This is a genomic window from Escherichia sp. KTE159, assembly GCF_000408805.1.
GTDB classification, from domain to species: Bacteria; Pseudomonadota; Gammaproteobacteria; order Enterobacterales; family Enterobacteriaceae; genus Escherichia; species Escherichia marmotae.
Genome location: NZ_KE137295.1, coordinates 262246 through 279531, shown reverse-complemented (window position 1 = coordinate 279531; position 17286 = coordinate 262246). Strand labels below are relative to the sequence as shown.

Here is a 17286-nt window from a genome sequence, read left to right as displayed (position 1 = left end):
AGATCACACCACAACCCCCCCTCTCTTTAAGTGCTCATTGATCGTTTTAATCTATGTCTGTAATCGTTATGATTAGAAAACTTGCTCCAGTGTCGTTTTTGAGAGCTGTCGTGTAATTAGCCGTAACCACAATAGCTCCCAAAGGTTATTACGCGAAAAATTTATTGAATTATAAAGAATGATGGAGATACAACTATGTCATTACTTGAATATATCAGTGATGAAGATCTTTTTAACGAAGTTGAAACCTTATTAACGAAAGCTAAAAAGAAAAAAGACGCCGCTGAGAAGACTTTTACCAGCAATGTGATTGACCCTTTTGGCGCACTTTTTGAAGCTCCAGGGTTCTCATCCCATGAAGAGTGGCGAAACTCCGAACTCGCACGACAACGACAGAAAACCATTCAAAATCATGTTGGTACTTTTCACCAAAAAATCCTCGGCCATGTTGAAGGATGGCGGGATATGGGGATTGGTGGCATCGTTGATCTTCTCAATGAAGAGAGAAGAATCATCGCTGAGGTGAAAAATAAATACTCAACGGTTACTGGCGGGGATTTAGCAGATAAGTATAAAGGTTTAGATGAGTTAGTATCACCGAAACATAGCCGATTTAAGGATTACTGCGCGTACTTTGTTAATATAATCCCTCGTAAACCTATCAGATATGACATCCCTTTTACCCCTTCCAATAAAGGTAGCGGTACTCTGTGTCCTTCGAACCCTAAAATTCGAATCATTGATGGTGCGAGCTTCTATGAACTTGTCACAGGCAGACCAGATGCTCTACAAGAACTCCATAGTGCTCTTCCTCACGCAATTGAGTATATTTTGAGCGAGCGTCTTGGGCAGCAAGGCTTTTCCATCCCTGATAAAGATAGTTTTATTAAGTATTTTGGGCTCGCTTACGGCTGATAACCATGATCAACGTTTGACAAAGTACATGTAAACTCATACAGTAGTAACCATGACTAATGTTGGCATGGTTACTAAATATGTTAAAGGAAGAATTTTCACTTTCAGAAGTTGCAGACATTTTGGGTGTTTCAAAAGAAACTTTAAGGCGTTGGGATACTGCTGGAAAATTAGTTTCTCAAAGAAATGACGAAAACAACTATCGATTTTATAAAAAAGAGCAACTTAAAAATTTTGAACAAGCTCAGTTTTTATTTAAAAGCCAGTGGTCTGATGAGACTAAAATTAGCAATAATGTTTATACTGTATTAGAGTTATTTGCTGGCGCAGGGGGGATGGCTTTAGGTTTGGAAAAAGCAGGTTTAAAATCTGTTTTACTAAATGAAATTGACTCCCATGCTTGTAAGACGTTACGAAAAAATAGGCCTGAATGGAATGTGGTTGAAGGCGATGTGAGCCAAGTAGACTTCACTCCTTATAGGAATACCGTTGATGTGCTGGCTGGTGGCTTTCCTTGCCAGGCATTCTCTTATGCAGGCAAAAAACTTGGTTTTGAAGACACACGGGGCACCCTTTTCTTTGAATTCGCCCGAGCAGCTAAAGAAGTCAATCCGAAAGTTCTTTTAGCAGAGAATGTTCGAGGGTTGCTAAATCATGATGATGGGCGAACTTTAGAAACAATAAAAAATATTATCACAGACTTGGGCTACACTTTATTTGAGCCAAGAGTACTTAAGGCTATTTTCTACAAAGTGCCGCAAAAACGAGAGCGTTTGATCATTGTAGCTGTAAGAAATGATCTTGCTGATGGCATCGATTATGAGTGGCCTTCTTCTTACAATAAAATATTAACCCTTAAAGATGCATTAAAAAAGGGAGACTTGTACGATAGCGACGTGCCAGAATCTGAGGGACAAAAATATCCCAAAAGAAAAGCAGAGATCCTAAGTATGGTTCCTCCCGGTGGCTATTGGAGAGATCTTCCAGAAGATATTCAAAAAGAATACATGCTCAAGAGTTTTTACTTAGGAGGGGGCAAAACTGGTATGGCTCGTCGCTTGTCATGGGATGAACCAAGCCTAACATTAACATGCGCCCCAGCACAGAAACAAACAGAGCGTTGCCACCCAGAAGAAACAAGACCATTAACTGTGCGTGAGTATGCAAGAATACAGACCTTCCCCGATGACTGGGTATTTGAAGGCCCAATGTCAGCGAAATATAAGCAAATAGGAAATGCTGTTCCTGTTAATCTGTCATTTGCTGTTGGCAAATCTGTGGTACATCTTTTAGATAAGATAAATAAAAGATAACCATACAGGGTAGGTTTCGTGGCCTACCCTTTTATTCTTACCCTATGTTGGATTCATTAGATTTATTACAAAATAATTCTTACGATACATATCCCCTCTCCGCATCATTAGCAGAACGATGTACTACAGCACGTTGGTGCCTGGTTCGATAGCAATGATCCGGCACACGGCAGAAATGAGGCGCTGCGGTTTACCTATTGCATCACAATGGCGATATCGATAATTCTAAAGGAAGACACGGACTGCTGCCACATCAGTACGGCGCAGCTCCAGCCACCGGAACCATTCAACAGGAAACGATACACATCTTCGAATACAGCGACATTTGTAATCTGTTCAGGCAGCGGCATGTTGCCGGGGTATTCCAGATAGCCCCGTATCGCTTTTATTAATAGTTCACTATCCGGTAGTTTATAAGCTTTTACTCAGACCTTGCCGAACGAACTTTCACATCACTCAGAGCCACAATGAATATCCTTTCAGAGGGTTCGTGTGAGAACAAATATTATCTAACCGGGAAATACCAGCAGAGGCACTCGCCATCAATAAGTTAATGTAGATTAAAGTTGGCTGACTTAGGTTACGTGAAAAAGCGAGGAAAGCCTTACGGATACTAGATTTTATATACAAAAAAAGCCGCCCTTGAGCGACTCGATTTGCATACGGTATGGTGCCGAAGGCCGGACTCGAACCGGCACGTATTTCTACGGTTGATTTTGAATCAACTGCGTCTACCGATTTCGCCACTTCGGCACTGAAGAGGTATACGGAAAACGTTGTGGATTATACCTGTCACGCGCCGCCATGCAAGCGTCAGCTTGCACCCACCTTGCTAAGTGCTGAAAATTTCAGCACCATTCTCAGTAATGTGTAACCTTTGTCACACTCCAGGCCTCCCGCCCGACCATACTCTACACTTCCCGGGCAATACCAGAGAAGGGCAAAAGCATGTCGATGATAAAAAGCTATGCTGCAAAAGAGGCTGGCGGGGAACTGGAGCTCTATGAGTACGATCCCGGTGAACTGAAGCCACAAGACGGCGAAGTACAGGTGGATTACTGCGGGATTTGCCATTCTGGCCTGTCGATGCTCGACAACAAGTGGGGATTCTCACAGTACCCACTGGTTGCCTGTCATGAAGTGATTGGTCGCGTGGTTGCGCTGGGTAGCGCCGCGTAAGATAAAGGTTTGCAAATCAGTCAGCGTGTCGACCTCTGATCGCTCTGCCGGGTCACTTCTACCGGCCTTTAAGATATCTCGCAATCGGCTGAATTTAGTGGTGAAAAGCGCTCAACCGTGTCTATACTCCAGGCAGGGAACTGGAGGAAATCTCATGAGCGAACCGCGTTTAATTGCCCGCACGCCGGACACAGAACTGTTTTTACTACCCGCTATGGCTAACCGTCACGGACTGATTACTGGCGCAACAGGGACAGGTAAAACTGTCACGCTGCAAAAACTGGCGGAATCTCTGTCAGAAATCGGCGTTCCGGTATTTATAGCCGATGTAAAAGGTGATTTGACCGGGGTTGCGGCAGAAGGTACTACCTCGGAAAAACTGCTCGCTCGGTTGAAAAATATCGGCGTCAACGACTGGCAGCCACATGCGAATCCAGTCGTTGTGTGGGATATTTTTGGTGAGAAAGGTCATCCAGTACGGGCAACGGTCTCGGATCTGGGACCGCTGTTGCTTGCACGGCTGTTAAATCTCAACGACGTGCAATCCGGCGTGCTGAATATCATCTTCCGTATTGCCGACGATCAGGGACTATTGTTACTCGACTTTAAAGATCTCCGGGCGATTACCCAATATATCGGTGATAACGCCAAATCATTCCAGAATCAGTACGGTAATATCAGTAGCGCATCGGTTGGCGCCATCCAGCGCGGATTACTGACGCTGGAACAGCAAGGGGCGACGCATTTCTTTGGTGAGCCAATGCTGGATATCAAAGACTGGATGCGTACCGATGCCAACGGTAAAGGTGTTATCAATATTCTTAGCGCCGAAAAGCTCTACCAGATGCCAAAACTGTACGCCGCCAGCCTGCTGTGGATGCTTTCTGAGTTGTATGAGCAACTGCCAGAAGCAGGCGATTTGGATAAACCGAAACTGGTATTTTTCTTCGACGAAGCGCATCTGCTGTTCAACGATGCACCGCAAGTGTTGTTGGATAAGATTGAACAGGTAATAAGACTTATCCGCTCGAAAGGTGTGGGCGTCTGGTTTGTTTCGCAAAACCCGTCTGATATCCCTGACAACGTACTTGGGCAGTTGGGAAATCGCGTTCAGCACGCTCTGCGCGCCTTCACGCCGAAAGACCAGAAAGCGGTGAAGACGGCGGCGCAAACCATGCGTCCCAATCCGGCATTTGATACGGAAAAGGCGATTCAGGAACTAGGAACCGGCGAAGCGTTGATCTCTTTTCTGGATGCGAAAGGAAGTCCTTCTGTGGTAGAGCGTGCGATGGTAATCGCGCCTTGTTCACGGATGGGGCCGGTAACGGAAGATGAGCGTAACGGCCTGATTAATCACTCTCCGGTGTATGGCAAGTATGAAGATGACGTAGACCGGGAATCCGCCTATGAGATGCTGCAAAAAGGTGTGCAGGCCAGTACCGAACAGCAAAATAACCCTCCTGCCAAAGGGAAAGAGATAAGTGAAGATGACGGTATTCTGGGTGGGTTGAAGGATATTTTGTTTGGCACTACCGGACCGCGCGGCGGGAAGAAAGATGGCGTGGTACAGACTATGGCGAAAAGCGCCGCCCGTCAGGTGACGAACCAGATTATACGCGGGGTGCTGGGGAGTTTGCTGGGGGGAAGAAGAAGGTAAGTCAGGTGCGATTTATCTTCGCCTGATGCGGCGCTGGCGCGTCTTATCAGGCCTACACCACTGCAATATATTGATTTTTCAGGCATGAACGAAACACACTTTGCTGACAATAATAAAGGGAGCTTATGCTCCCTTTATTCGTTCATCAAGTTACGATTTTCTCATTAACAGCCACAGGCTGATTAAGAAGAAGCTGGCGCTTGGCAACAGTGCGCCGATGATCGGCGGGATACCGTAAACCAGCGTCAGTGGGCCGAAGATCTGATCCAGCACGTAGAACACAAAGCCGAAGCTGATACCGGTGACCACCCGTACCCCCATCGGCACGCTGCGCAGTGGACCGAAGATGAACGACAGCGCCATCAACATCATCACCGCGACAGAAAGCGGCTGGAAGATTTTGCTCCACATATTGAGCTGATAACGTCCGGCGTCCTGGCCACTCGACTTCAGATACTTCACGTAGTTGTGTAAACCACTAATGGAGAGGGCATCCGGATCCAGCGCTACAACGCCCAGTTTGTCCGGCGTGAGGTTGGTTTTCCAGGTGCCGCTCACGGTCTGCGAACCGGTTATCTGTTTGGGATTGGTCAGGTCAGATTCATCAACCTGCGAGAGACGCCAGACTTTATGTTCCGGGTCAAACTTCGCGGAAGCAGCATAGCGAACGGATTGCAGACGACGATTCTCGTTGAAGGCATAAATACTGATGCCACCTAACTCTTCATCGCCTTTTACTCGTTCAATATAGACAAAGTTGTCGCCATCTTTCGCCCATAAACCTTGCTGGGTAGAGAGCAACGAGCCGCCGTACATCGCCTGCGCACGGTAGTTACGCGCCATCTGTTCGCCCTGCGGCGCGATCCACTCGCCAATCGCCATGGTCAACAAGACCAGTGGAATGGCGGTTTTCATCACTGACAGCGCCACCTGCATACGGGTAAAACCAGAAGCCTGCATCACCACCAGTTCGCTGCGTTGTGCCAGCATCCCCAGTCCGAGCAACGCGCCCAGCAAGGCCGCCATCGGGAAGAAGATTTGCACATCTTTCGGCACGCTCAGCAGGGTATACATCCCCGCGCCTAACGCGTCGTAGCTCCCCTGCCCGGCTTTTTTCAACTGATCGACAAACTTGATAATGCCGGAAAGCGACACCAGCATGAACAGCGTCATCATGATGGTGGTGAAAATAGTTTTACCGATATAGCGGTCAAGTACACCAAAGGGTTGCATTATACCGCTCCTTTACGCGTAAAACTGGCGCGCAGACGGCGGACCGGCACCGTATCCCAAAGGTTGAGAACAATCGCCAAAGCCAGATAAATCAGGTTTACGGTCCACATCCACAGCGTCGGGTCCAACTTACCTTTACCGCCGTTCGATTTCAGCGAGGTCTGGATCAGGAAGAAAAGCAGATACAGCAACATGGCCGGTAGCATCGACAGGACACGTCCCTGACGCGGGTTAACCACGCTCAGAGGCACAACCATGAGCGCCATCATAAACACGGTGAATACCAGAGTGATACGCCAGTTCAGTTCCGCGCGGGCACGATCGGTGTCAGTGTTCCACAATGTGCGCATGTCCATCTGGTCAGTATCGTTCGGGTCCAGCGCTACCGCCTGATGACCGATGATCGCCTGATAATCCTGGAAGTCCGTAATGCGGAAATCACGCAGCAGTGCAGTGCCTTCGAAGCGCGTTCCCTGATTGAGGGTCACGACCTGAGAGCCATCTCGCAACTGAGTTAAATGTCCGGAATCGGCCACCACCACGGAAGGACGCGCATTACCTTTTGGTCGAATTTGCGCGAGGAACACATCTTTGAAATCGCTACCGTCAACACTTTCGATGAACAGCACCGAGCTGCCATTCGTCGCTTGCTGGAACTGACCTTGCGCCAGCGCCGCCATGCCGGGGTTAGCTTTCGCTTCCGCTAACACTTCATCCTGATGGCGCGATGACCACGGTCCTGCCCACATAACGTTAACCGCCGCGACAATCGCCGTGAATACCGCGAGAACCATCGCCGCTTTGACTAGAACCGCTTTGCTCAGGCCACAGGCATGCATTACCGTAATTTCACTTTCGGTATACAGTTTACCCAACGTCATCAGCAGCCCGAGGAACAGGCTTAATGGCAGGATAAGCTGCGCCATTTCCGGCACGCCCAACCCAAGAAGGGAGAGCACCAGGTTCGCCGGAATGTCGCCGTCAACCGCCGCGCCGAGGATCCTCACTAACTTTTGACAGAAGAAGATCAAAAGCAAGATGAAGAGTATCGCCAACTGGCTTTTGAGCGTCTCCCGAACCAGATATCTTATGATTATCACTTTAAATACGCCCGTAAAAACTCGTCTTTTGCAGGATTTTAGCTTGTTTCATGGCTTAAACGTCATTTATTCTCTTGAGTCGTCGAAATCGTCGCTAAGATAATTATACTCAACGGATTCGCCCCTCAGATTTTGTTCTGACGTGCCAATGCCGTAATAACGTTAAGATTAACACGAAGTCATCGCAACAGCGGACATGAGTTACGAAAGCTTGCAATTCTATCTGTAGCCACCGCCGTTGTCTTTAAGATTCAGGAGCGTAGTGCATGGAGTTTAGTGTAAAAAGCGGTAGCCCGGAGAAACAGCGGAGTGCCTGCATCGTCGTGGGCGTCTTCGAACCACGTCGCCTTTCTCCGATTGCAGAACAGCTCGATAAGATCAGTGATGGGTACATCAGCGCCCTGCTACGCCGGGGCGAACTGGAAGGAAAACCGGGGCAGACCCTGTTGCTGCACCATGTGCCAAATGTGCTCTCCGAGCGCATCCTCCTTATTGGTTGTGGCAAAGAACGTGAGCTGGATGAGCGCCAGTATAAGCAGGTTATTCAGAAAACCATTAATACACTGAATGATACTGGCTCAATGGAAGCGGTCTGCTTCCTGACTGAACTGCACGTCAAAGGCCGCAATAACTACTGGAAAGTGCGTCAGGCTGTCGAGACGGCAAAAGAGACGCTATACAGTTTTGATCAACTAAAAACGAATAAGACCGAGCCGCGTCGTCCGCTGCGTAAAATGGTGTTCAACGTACCGACTCGCCGTGAACTTACCAGTGGTGAGCGTGCGATCCAGCACGGTCTGGCGATTGCCGCAGGGATCAAAGCGGCGAAAGATCTCGGCAATATGCCGCCAAATATCTGTAACGCCGCCTACCTCGCCTCCCAGGCACGCCAGTTGGCTGACAGCTACAGCAAAAATGTCATCACCCGCGTTATCGGTGAACAGCAGATGAAAGAGCTGGGGATGCACTCCTATCTGGCGGTTGGTCAGGGTTCGCAGAACGAATCGCTGATGTCGGTGATTGAGTACAAAGGCAACGCGTCGGAAGATGCGCGCCCAATCGTGCTGGTCGGTAAAGGCTTAACCTTCGACTCCGGCGGTATCTCGATCAAGCCTTCCGAAGGCATGGATGAGATGAAGTACGATATGTGCGGCGCGGCGGCAGTTTACGGCGTGATGCGTATGGTCGCGGAGCTGCAACTGCCGATTAATGTTATCGGCGTGCTGGCAGGCTGCGAAAACATGCCTGGCGGTCGTGCCTATCGTCCGGGCGATGTGTTAACCACCATGTCCGGTCAAACCGTTGAAGTGCTGAATACCGACGCTGAAGGCCGTCTGGTGCTGTGCGATGTGTTAACTTATGTTGAGCGTTTTGAGCCAGAGGCGGTGATTGACGTGGCGACGTTGACGGGTGCTTGTGTGATCGCGCTGGGCCATCATATCACTGGCCTGATGGCGAACCACAACCCGCTGGCTCATGAGCTGATTGCCGCGTCTGAACAGTCTGGCGACCGCGCATGGCGTTTACCGCTGGGTGACGAGTACCAGGAACAGTTGGAGTCCAATTTTGCCGATATGGCGAACATTGGCGGACGTCCTGGCGGGGCGATTACCGCAGGCTGTTTCCTGTCGCGCTTTACGCGTAAGTACAACTGGGCACACCTGGATATCGCGGGTACTGCGTGGCGTTCTGGTAAAGCAAAAGGCGCAACCGGCCGTCCGGTGGCGTTGCTGGCACAGTTCCTGTTGAACCGCGCCGGGTTTAACGGCGAAGAGTGATTGTATCAAGAATTATTGTTCTTGCCGGATGCGGCGTGAACGCCTTATCCGACCTACACACAGCACTGAACTCGTAGGCCTGATAAGACGCGACAGCGGCGTATCAGGCAATGTTGTTATTGTCGGATGCGGCGTGAACGCCTTATCCGACCTACACACAGCACCGAACTTGTAGGCCTGATAAGACGCGACAGCGGCGCATCAGGCAATGTTGTTATTGTCGGATGCGGCGTGAACGCCTTATCCGACCTACACACAGCACCGAACTTGTAGGTCTGATAAGACGCGACAGCGGCGCATCAGGCAATGCGGTGTATTACCTGATGCATATTTAAATCCACCACAAGAAGCCCCATATATGAAAAACGCAACGTTCTACCTTCTGGACAATGACACCACCGTTGATGGCTTAAGCGCCGTTGAGCAACTGGTGTGTGAAATTGCCGCAGAACGTTGGCGCAGCGGTAAGCGCGTGCTCATCGCCTGTGAAGATGAAAAACAGGCTTACCGGCTGGACGAAGCCCTGTGGGCGCGTCCGGCAGAAAGTTTTGTTCCGCACAATTTAGCGGGAGAAGGACCGCGCGGCGGTGCGCCAGTGGAGATCGCCTGGCCGCAAAAACGTAGCAGCAGCCCGCGCGATATATTGATTAGTCTGCGAACAAGCTTTGCAGATTTTGCCACCGCTTTCACAGAAGTGGTAGACTTCGTCCCTTATGAAGATTCTCTGAAACAACTGGCGCGCGAACGCTATAAAGCCTACCGCGTGGCTGGTTTCAACCTGAATACGGCAACCTGGAAATAATGGAAAAGACATACAACCCACAAGATATCGAACAGCCGCTTTACGAGCACTGGGAAAAGCAGGGCTACTTTAAGCCTAATGGCGATGAAAGCCAGGAAAGTTTCTGCATCATGATCCCGCCGCCGAACGTCACCGGCAGTTTGCATATGGGTCACGCCTTCCAGCAAACCATCATGGATACCATGATCCGCTATCAGCGCATGCAGGGTAAAAATACCCTGTGGCAGGTCGGTACTGACCACGCCGGGATCGCTACCCAGATGGTCGTTGAGCGCAAGATTGCCGCAGAAGAAGGTAAAACCCGTCACGACTATGGCCGCGAAGCCTTCATCGATAAAATCTGGGAATGGAAAGCGGAATCCGGCGGCACCATTACTCGTCAGATGCGTCGTCTCGGAAACTCCGTCGACTGGGAGCGTGAACGCTTCACTATGGATGAAGGGCTTTCCAATGCGGTGAAAGAAGTTTTCGTTCGTCTGTATAAAGAAGACCTGATTTACCGTGGCAAACGCCTGGTCAACTGGGACCCGAAACTGCGCACCGCTATCTCTGACCTGGAAGTGGAAAACCGCGAATCGAAAGGTTCGATGTGGCACATCCGCTATCCGCTGGCTGACGGTGCGAAAACCGCAGACGGTAAAGATTATCTGGTCGTCGCGACCACCCGCCCGGAAACTCTGCTGGGCGATACCGGCGTCGCTGTTAACCCGGAAGATCCGCGTTACAAAGATCTGATTGGCAAATATGTCATTCTTCCGCTGGTGAACCGTCGTATTCCTATCGTTGGCGACGAACACGCCGACATGGAAAAAGGCACTGGCTGCGTGAAGATCACTCCGGCGCACGACTTTAACGACTATGAAGTAGGTAAACGCCACGCTCTGCCGATGATCAACATCCTGACCTTTGACGGTGATATCCGTGAAAGCGCCCAGGTGTTCGATACCAAAGGTAACGAATCTGACGTTTATTCCAGCGAGATCCCGGCAGAATTCCAGAAACTGGAGCGTTTTGCTGCACGCAAAGCGATCGTTGCTGCCGTTGATGCCCTCGGCCTGCTGGAAGAGATTAAACCGCACGACCTGACTGTTCCTTACGGCGACCGTGGCGGCGTAGTTATCGAACCGATGCTGACCGACCAGTGGTATGTACGTGCCGATGTACTGGCGAAACCGGCAGTTGAAGCGGTTGAGAACGGCGACATTCAGTTCGTACCGAAGCAGTACGAAAACATGTACTTCTCCTGGATGCGTGATATTCAGGACTGGTGTATCTCTCGTCAACTGTGGTGGGGTCACCGCATTCCGGCATGGTACGACGACGCGGGTAATGTTTATGTTGGCCGCAACGAAGATGAAGTGCGCAAGGAAAATAACCTTGCCGCCGACGTCGCTCTGCGTCAGGACGAAGACGTTCTCGATACCTGGTTCTCCTCTGCGCTGTGGACCTTCTCTACTCTTGGCTGGCCGGAAAACACCGACGCCCTGCGTCAGTTCCACCCGACCAGTGTGATGGTATCTGGCTTCGACATCATCTTCTTCTGGATTGCCCGCATGATCATGATGACCATGCATTTCATCAAAGATGAAAATGGCAAGCCGCAGGTGCCGTTCCACACCGTTTACATGACCGGTCTGATTCGTGATGACGAAGGCCAGAAGATGTCCAAATCCAAGGGTAACGTGATTGACCCGCTGGATATGGTCGACGGTATTTCGCTGCCAGAACTGCTGGAAAAACGTACCGGCAATATGATGCAGCCACAACTGGCGGATAAAATCCGTAAGCGCACCGAGAAGCAGTTCCCGAACGGTATTGAGCCGCACGGTACTGACGCCCTGCGCTTCACCCTAGCGGCGCTGGCTTCTACCGGTCGTGACATCAACTGGGATATGAAGCGTCTGGAAGGTTACCGTAACTTCTGTAACAAACTGTGGAACGCCAGCCGCTTTGTGCTGATGAACACTGAAGGTCAGGATTGCGGCTTTAACGGCGGCGAAATGACCCTGTCACTGGCAGACCGCTGGATCCTGGCGGAGTTCAACCAGACCATCAAAGCGTACCGCGAAGCGCTGGATAGCTTCCGCTTCGATATCGCCGCAGGCATTTTGTATGAGTTCACCTGGAACCAGTTCTGCGACTGGTATCTGGAGCTGACCAAGCCGGTAATGAACGGTGGAACTGAAGCCGAACTGCGTGGTACTCGCCATACGCTGGTGACCGTGCTGGAAGGTCTGCTGCGCCTCGCGCATCCGATCATTCCGTTCATCACCGAAACCATCTGGCAGCGTGTGAAAGTACTGTGCGGCATCACTGCCGACACCATCATGCTGCAACCGTTCCCGCAGTACGATGCGTCTCAGGTTGATGAGGCGGCGCTGGCTGACACCGAGTGGCTGAAACAGGCGATCATTGCGGTGCGTAACATCCGCGCGGAAATGAACATCGCACCGGGCAAACCGCTGGAGCTTCTGCTGCGTGGTTGCAGTGCGGATGCAGAGCGTCGCGTAAATGAAAACCGTGGCTTCCTGCAAACACTGGCGCGTCTGGAAAGCATCACTGTGCTGCCTGCCGATGACAAAGGTCCGGTTTCCGTTACTAAGATCGTCGACGGTGCTGAGCTGCTGATCCCGATGGCTGGCCTCATCAATAAAGAAGATGAGCTGGCGCGTCTGGCAAAAGAAGTGGCGAAGATAGAAGGCGAAATCAGCCGCATCGAGAACAAGCTGGCGAACGAAGGCTTTGTATCCCGCGCACCGGAAGCGGTTATCGCGAAAGAGCGTGAGAAGCTGGAAGGTTATGCGGAAGCGAAAGCGAAACTGATTGAACAGCAGGCGGTTATCGCCGCGCTGTAATACCCACCGTGAAAACGAAGGCCGGAGCATGCTCCGGCCTTTTTATTTAGATAAACGGAACATACGGCATAATACCGCGAGATATCCACATTAACGGCCCGCTATCCTGCGGTTTGTCATCATTGGTTAATTCCAGCGAATCAAGGTCACCCTGAACATGGGTATTATTGGCAATCCAGCCAACCATCCACATTTTCAGCCAGGGATAAGCCAGTCCACAGGTGATTGAAGCCCCCATTAATATCGCAAACATGCGCAGAAGCATACCGAAGGTGGTAACAGACGAATGGAAATGAATTGTTCCATTTGCCAGTGTCAGATTATTCAGAAACAGACCGCGTAACGTGGCATAGAGATAACTGGCAAAAACAAGAATCGCCACAAAATACAGGAAATAGGAAGCCATAATCTGCGGGTAATATTGCAATATAAGATCACTACCCGCACCAGCCCGCCCTAACATAGTCATCATCATTAATTGCTGAAATACTGGCGCAATCATAATACCAATGACAATGATGAAAGGAACCATGGTTAATATTGCGAGCATACATCCTTTAATGCATTCTTTTACGTTTACCTTAATAGAGAACTGATGAGTGCCAAAGGTCGCGTTATTACCCAGCAACGGCATCCATTTGCTATAGGTAATACCGTGGACAACACCCAATCCGACGGCTGAAAGTAAACTTAACACCACTAAATTAAAGACTAATCCTCCTATTGATGTCATAACTTGCGCAATAAGGTATAGCGCTAACCAAAAAGCTAACGCCAACAGAACAGGCAGACCTAACATCACCCACCATGCACGGAGCATGGAGCAGTTAAAGCCAAAGCGAATACCATTCAGTGAGGTCATGTTCGCCTGATATTGCAGACTCTTCACTGCCATGCAAGGAATACCGCAGATCAAGAGGGCAAACAGGAAAAAACCAAGCACAAAGTGTTGGCCTGAAAAACAAAAAATACTGAAAAAATAAACGATCATAATAAGTAACATGCTAACAAAAATGGCACCACCTGTTCCCTTATAACTAAATGGTTGCCCCTTGAGTGTCACATGTTGATAAATATAACGACGGCATTTCACTAATGCCCACGGCCCATATATTCCCAGCGTAATAATTGTCAGTAAAAAATTCACAAGACAAATAAGAAAATACTCACCACCCTTGCCTGTAAAAACAAATGCGTGACGAGGATTATCTTTCCCGACGTTTACACCATTCATGAACTATATCCCTAAAATAAATTCCATTCATACAGATAATAAATCCAGTACAATAATACTGGTACGCCTAGAATACGCCTTCTCAAAGAGATATATGCTTAATATTTTCTGATTTATCTTCTTCTTGCACCGCATAAGCGAGGGTGGTATTAAAGTGAGCTATAAATCATACATTTGAAATTGAGCTATGCTATGAATGTTGTCGCTTCTCCCGCGCTCCGTTTGCGCAAACTTACCGCCACCGATAATCCTGCTATTGCCAGCGTCATCCGCCAGGTGTCCGCAGAGTACGGTCTGACCGCCGATAAAGGCTATACCGTTGCCGATCCCAATCTCGACGAGCTGTATCAAATGTATAGTCAGCCTGGCCATGCGTATTGGGTGGTTGAATACCACGGCGAAGTGGTCGGCGGCGGCGGAATTGCACCATTAACCGGGAGTGAGTCAGACATTTGCGAATTACAAAAAATGTATTTTCTTCCTGCTATTCGCGGCAAAGGGCTGGCAAAAAAACTGGCCTTAATGGCGATGGAGCAGGCGCGAGAAATGGGCTTCAAACGCTGCTATCTGGAAACAACCGCTTTTTTGAAAGAAGCGATTGGTTTGTATGAACATTTAGGTTTTCAACATATCGACTATGCGCTTGGCTGCACGGGCCATGTCGATTGTGAAGTGCGGATGCTGCGCGAACTGTAAAAAAATGCCCGCTAGTGTGTGCTATCGGGCATTTTAATCAATTAATTAATGGCGAACACCGTCATCATCTTCATCGACAAAATCTTCATCGTCGCCTTCTTCACCGTTAGGATCTTCAAAGTAAGTCCCCCAACCGTCGTATTCAACGTCGAATTTCTCTGCCAGGTTCATCAATTGCTCAACCTGAGCATCGATCAGATCGGCATTCAACGCGCATTCGCTGATGATGTCACAGCAAATCACGATATCACCCTCTTCAACTTCCAGCTCTTCTGGATCGGTCACTTCATAGCCGAGTTTAAATGCTTCAACCGCCGCTTTTTCCAGGGTTTCCAGATCGTCTGCGGAAAGGTGATGCTCGATGGTGTACAGCGCGTCTGGATCGCTACCATCTTCCAGTAATTCTTCAATAATCAAACGCGTTTCTTCACGCTGTTCTTCCAGTTGTTCCGGGTTTGCCATGGCTTATTCCTCTTAATGTCCTGCCGATACTCTTATTGTCACACACCACTGACATTGCCTCCACCTTTGTGATAAAGATTTATGCCTCAGGCTTGCAAATGAATATTCACCCATATAAATTGAATTTTAATTCATTAGGCGTTAGCCACAGGAGGGATCTATGTCCGGGTTTTATCATAAGCATTTCCTGAAATTACTCGATTTCACACCCGCTGAAATCAACAGCCTGCTTCAGTTAGCCGCGAAGCTGAAAGCCGATAAGAAAAACGGTACTGAAGAAGCCAGACTCACGGGTAAAAACATCGCGCTCATCTTCGAAAAAGACTCGACACGTACCCGATGCTCTTTCGAAGTTGCCGCATATGACCAGGGCGCTCGCGTCACTTATCTCGGCCCCAGCGGCAGCCAGATTGGTCATAAAGAGTCGATTAAAGATACTGCCCGCGTGCTTGGACGCATGTATGACGGTATTCAGTATCGCGGCTATGGTCAGGAGATCGTCGAAACGCTGGCAGAATACGCTGGCGTGCCGGTCTGGAACGGGCTGACCAATGAATTCCATCCAACGCAGTTGCTGGCAGATCTGCTGACCATGCAAGAATATTTACCGGGTAAAGCGTTCAATGAAATGACGCTGGTCTACGCCGGAGATGCCCGCAACAACATGGGCAATTCGATGCTGGAAGCTGCTGCGCTGACTGGCCTGGATTTACGCCTGGTGGCACCGCAGGCGTGCTGGCCAGAAGCCTCGCTGGTTGCGGAATGTCGCGCGCTGGCACAACAGAACGGCGGGAATATTACACTGACAGAAGATATCGCGGCAGGCGTTAAAGGCGCAGACTTTATCTATACCGATGTGTGGGTGTCGATGGGGGAAGCGAAAGAGAAATGGGCAGAACGTATTGCACTGCTGCGTGATTATCAGGTAAACAGCAAAATGATGCAGTTGACGGGTAATCCCGAAGTCAAATTCCTGCACTGTCTGCCCGCATTTCATGACGATCAAACCACGCTTGGCAAGAAAATGGCAGAAGAATTTGGCCTGCATGGTGGGATGGAAGTGACGGATGAGGTCTTCGAATCTGCCGCCAGCATTGTTTTTGATCAGGCGGAAAACCGTATGCATACCATCAAAGCAGTGATGGTCGCGACGCTTGCCAAATAACACCAGTACCGGAGGCGGCGTAACGTCGCCACCGGTATAATCCGCTTATACCATCTGCATCTTCACAACCGCTTTGCGAACCCTGGCTGGCTCGCCCACTGCGCACAGTGGCTTGTGCACTTCACCCGGATAGAACACGACAAAGTCCCCTTCATTGAGGATGACGGTCTTCTCTTCAACGCCTTCCGGCAAAAAAGCGATGTCTTTATCTGCTAACCAGTCAGTATCCGGTGTACCCGCAGGTTGCGTGCTAAAGGTCATGCCCTCCTGCCCTTTTAACACAATTTGAATGTCGAGATAGCGAGCATGATACTCTACGCGACGCGCTTCATACGGCTCGGTCATATCTTCAGAGATAAGATAAAACAGACGGTTGCCTTCGATATCGTGCTTACCCTTTGGCGTTTCTGCCGTAACGTGCGCTTTAATATGCTCAATAGCCTGGCGTAACTCTTCCGGCAACCATTGCTGGAGATTATGAATATTTCCGATGATCATTTCTTTCCTTTCCTCAATTAAAACATTGTTTCATTTCTCTTGTTATACGTAATTCCTTATAGCCATACCAGTATTTTTTGCCGCCTGATTGCGCCAGCGCATATTTTCCTGCCCGTTCCCGCGCCATCCCACCTTATGTTATAAATTCAAATTTAAAGCATATAAATTCACAACAATCGTTTACCTGGGGAATTTTTTGCATTAATCGCTTGATCCCACTTTCTGGCTGAGTATAATGCCGGACAATTTGCCGGGAGGATGTATGGTTCAGTGTGTTCGACATTTTGTCTTACCGCGTCTGAAAAAAGACGCTGGCCTGCCGTTTTTCTTCCCGTTGATCACCTATTCCCAGCCCCTCAATCGAGGGGCTTTTTTTTGCCCAGGCGTCAGGAGATAAAA

Annotated in this window: 15 protein-coding genes, 1 tRNA gene and 2 pseudogenes; 10 read left to right on the top strand and 8 right to left on the bottom strand. The window is 49.4% G+C overall.

The features are described 5' to 3' along the window. Positions 1-195 precede the first annotated feature (195 nt). Entirely contained in the window at positions 196-915 is a 720-nt protein-coding gene (locus A31E_RS01800; protein ID WP_016249526.1) for an Eco47II family restriction endonuclease, read from the top strand. 80 nt (positions 916-995) lie between these two features. Continuing rightward, complete coding sequence (dcm, locus tag A31E_RS01805; protein WP_024193624.1) at positions 996-2228, top strand: DNA (cytosine-5-)-methyltransferase; 1233 nt, start codon at positions 996-998, stop codon at positions 2226-2228. Between the two features lie 88 nt (positions 2229-2316). Here the strand turns inward: dcm and A31E_RS0123305 are convergent. Both A31E_RS0123305 and A31E_RS01810 read right to left on the bottom strand, forming a co-directional pair. Then, a pseudogene (locus A31E_RS0123305) lies at positions 2317-2608 on the bottom strand (hypothetical protein); the annotation flags it as partial. Positions 2609-2896: 288 nt separating this feature from the next. Continuing rightward, a tRNA-Leu gene (locus A31E_RS01810) sits at positions 2897-2981 on the bottom strand. A 195-nt stretch (positions 2982-3176) separates the two neighbouring features. On the opposite strand from A31E_RS01810, the pseudogene A31E_RS01815 reads away from it, so the two are divergent. Further along, a pseudogene (locus A31E_RS01815) lies at positions 3177-3404 on the top strand (alcohol dehydrogenase catalytic domain-containing protein); the annotation flags it as partial. Positions 3405-3561: 157 nt separating this feature from the next. Continuing rightward, complete coding sequence (locus A31E_RS01820; RefSeq protein WP_016249524.1) at positions 3562-5064, top strand: helicase HerA-like C-terminal domain-containing protein; 1503 nt, start codon at positions 3562-3564, stop codon at positions 5062-5064. Between the two features lie 150 nt (positions 5065-5214). Here A31E_RS01820 and lptG read toward each other — a convergent pair whose 3' ends face one another. The 3 genes from lptG to ytgA form a co-directional block, all read right to left on the bottom strand. Next, positions 5215-6297, bottom strand: a complete 1083-nt coding sequence (gene lptG, locus A31E_RS01825) for an LPS export ABC transporter permease LptG (RefSeq protein WP_016249523.1) — start codon at positions 6295-6297, stop codon at positions 5215-5217. Further along, entirely contained in the window at positions 6297-7397 is a 1101-nt protein-coding gene (gene lptF, locus A31E_RS01830; RefSeq protein ID WP_000584138.1) for an LPS export ABC transporter permease LptF, read from the bottom strand. Before lptF ends, lptG begins: the two co-directional genes overlap by 1 nt. Before the next feature lie 62 nt (positions 7398-7459). After that, complete coding sequence (ytgA, locus tag A31E_RS26285) at positions 7460-7510, bottom strand: protein YtgA (RefSeq protein WP_211180521.1); 51 nt, start codon at positions 7508-7510, stop codon at positions 7460-7462. Between the two features lie 153 nt (positions 7511-7663). On the opposite strand from ytgA, the gene pepA reads away from it, so the two are divergent. The 3 genes from pepA (at position 7664) to valS (ending at position 12832) form a co-directional block, all read left to right on the top strand. Continuing rightward, positions 7664-9175, top strand: a complete 1512-nt coding sequence (gene pepA, locus A31E_RS01835; RefSeq protein WP_000397162.1) for a leucyl aminopeptidase — start codon at positions 7664-7666, stop codon at positions 9173-9175. A gap of 358 nt (positions 9176-9533) precedes the next feature. Further along, entirely contained in the window at positions 9534-9977 is a 444-nt protein-coding gene (gene holC, locus A31E_RS01840; RefSeq protein WP_000786399.1) for a DNA polymerase III subunit chi, read from the top strand. Then, complete coding sequence (gene valS / locus A31E_RS01845; RefSeq protein WP_001517658.1) at positions 9977-12832, top strand: valine--tRNA ligase; 2856 nt, start codon at positions 9977-9979, stop codon at positions 12830-12832. Before holC ends, valS begins: the two co-directional genes overlap by 1 nt. Positions 12833-12878: 46 nt before the next feature. On the opposite strand, the gene A31E_RS01850 is transcribed toward valS, so the two are convergent. Beyond that, complete coding sequence (locus tag A31E_RS01850) at positions 12879-14066, bottom strand: YjgN family protein (protein WP_001014712.1); 1188 nt, start codon at positions 14064-14066, stop codon at positions 12879-12881. Between the two features lie 192 nt (positions 14067-14258). Here A31E_RS01850 and A31E_RS01855 point away from each other — a divergent pair, with 192 nt between their 5' ends. Beyond that, a complete protein-coding gene (locus A31E_RS01855) occupies positions 14259-14762 on the top strand; it encodes a GNAT family N-acetyltransferase (RefSeq protein ID WP_001468314.1) in 504 nt (167 codons plus the stop codon). A gap of 45 nt (positions 14763-14807) precedes the next feature. Here the strand turns inward: A31E_RS01855 and rraB are convergent, their stop codons facing one another. After that, on the bottom strand, positions 14808-15224 hold the full coding sequence (rraB, locus tag A31E_RS01860; RefSeq protein ID WP_000002962.1) for a ribonuclease E inhibitor RraB: 417 nt from the start codon (positions 15222-15224) through the stop codon (positions 14808-14810). 160 nt (positions 15225-15384) lie between these two features. On the opposite strand from rraB, the gene argF reads away from it, so the two are divergent. Further along, complete coding sequence (gene argF, locus A31E_RS01865; protein WP_000012892.1) at positions 15385-16389, top strand: ornithine carbamoyltransferase; 1005 nt, start codon at positions 15385-15387, stop codon at positions 16387-16389. 45 nt (positions 16390-16434) lie between these two features. Here argF and tabA read toward each other — a convergent pair whose 3' ends face one another. Next, the gene (gene tabA / locus A31E_RS01870) at positions 16435-16887 is read right to left on the bottom strand and encodes a toxin-antitoxin biofilm protein TabA (protein ID WP_016249522.1); all 453 of its coding nucleotides are present in this window, start codon (positions 16885-16887) and stop codon (positions 16435-16437) included. A gap of 262 nt (positions 16888-17149) precedes the next feature. Here tabA and pyrL point away from each other — a divergent pair, with 262 nt between their 5' ends. Beyond that, entirely contained in the window at positions 17150-17284 is a 135-nt protein-coding gene (gene pyrL / locus A31E_RS0123300; protein ID WP_032141493.1) for a pyr operon leader peptide, read from the top strand. Positions 17285-17286: the final 2 nt, after the last annotated feature.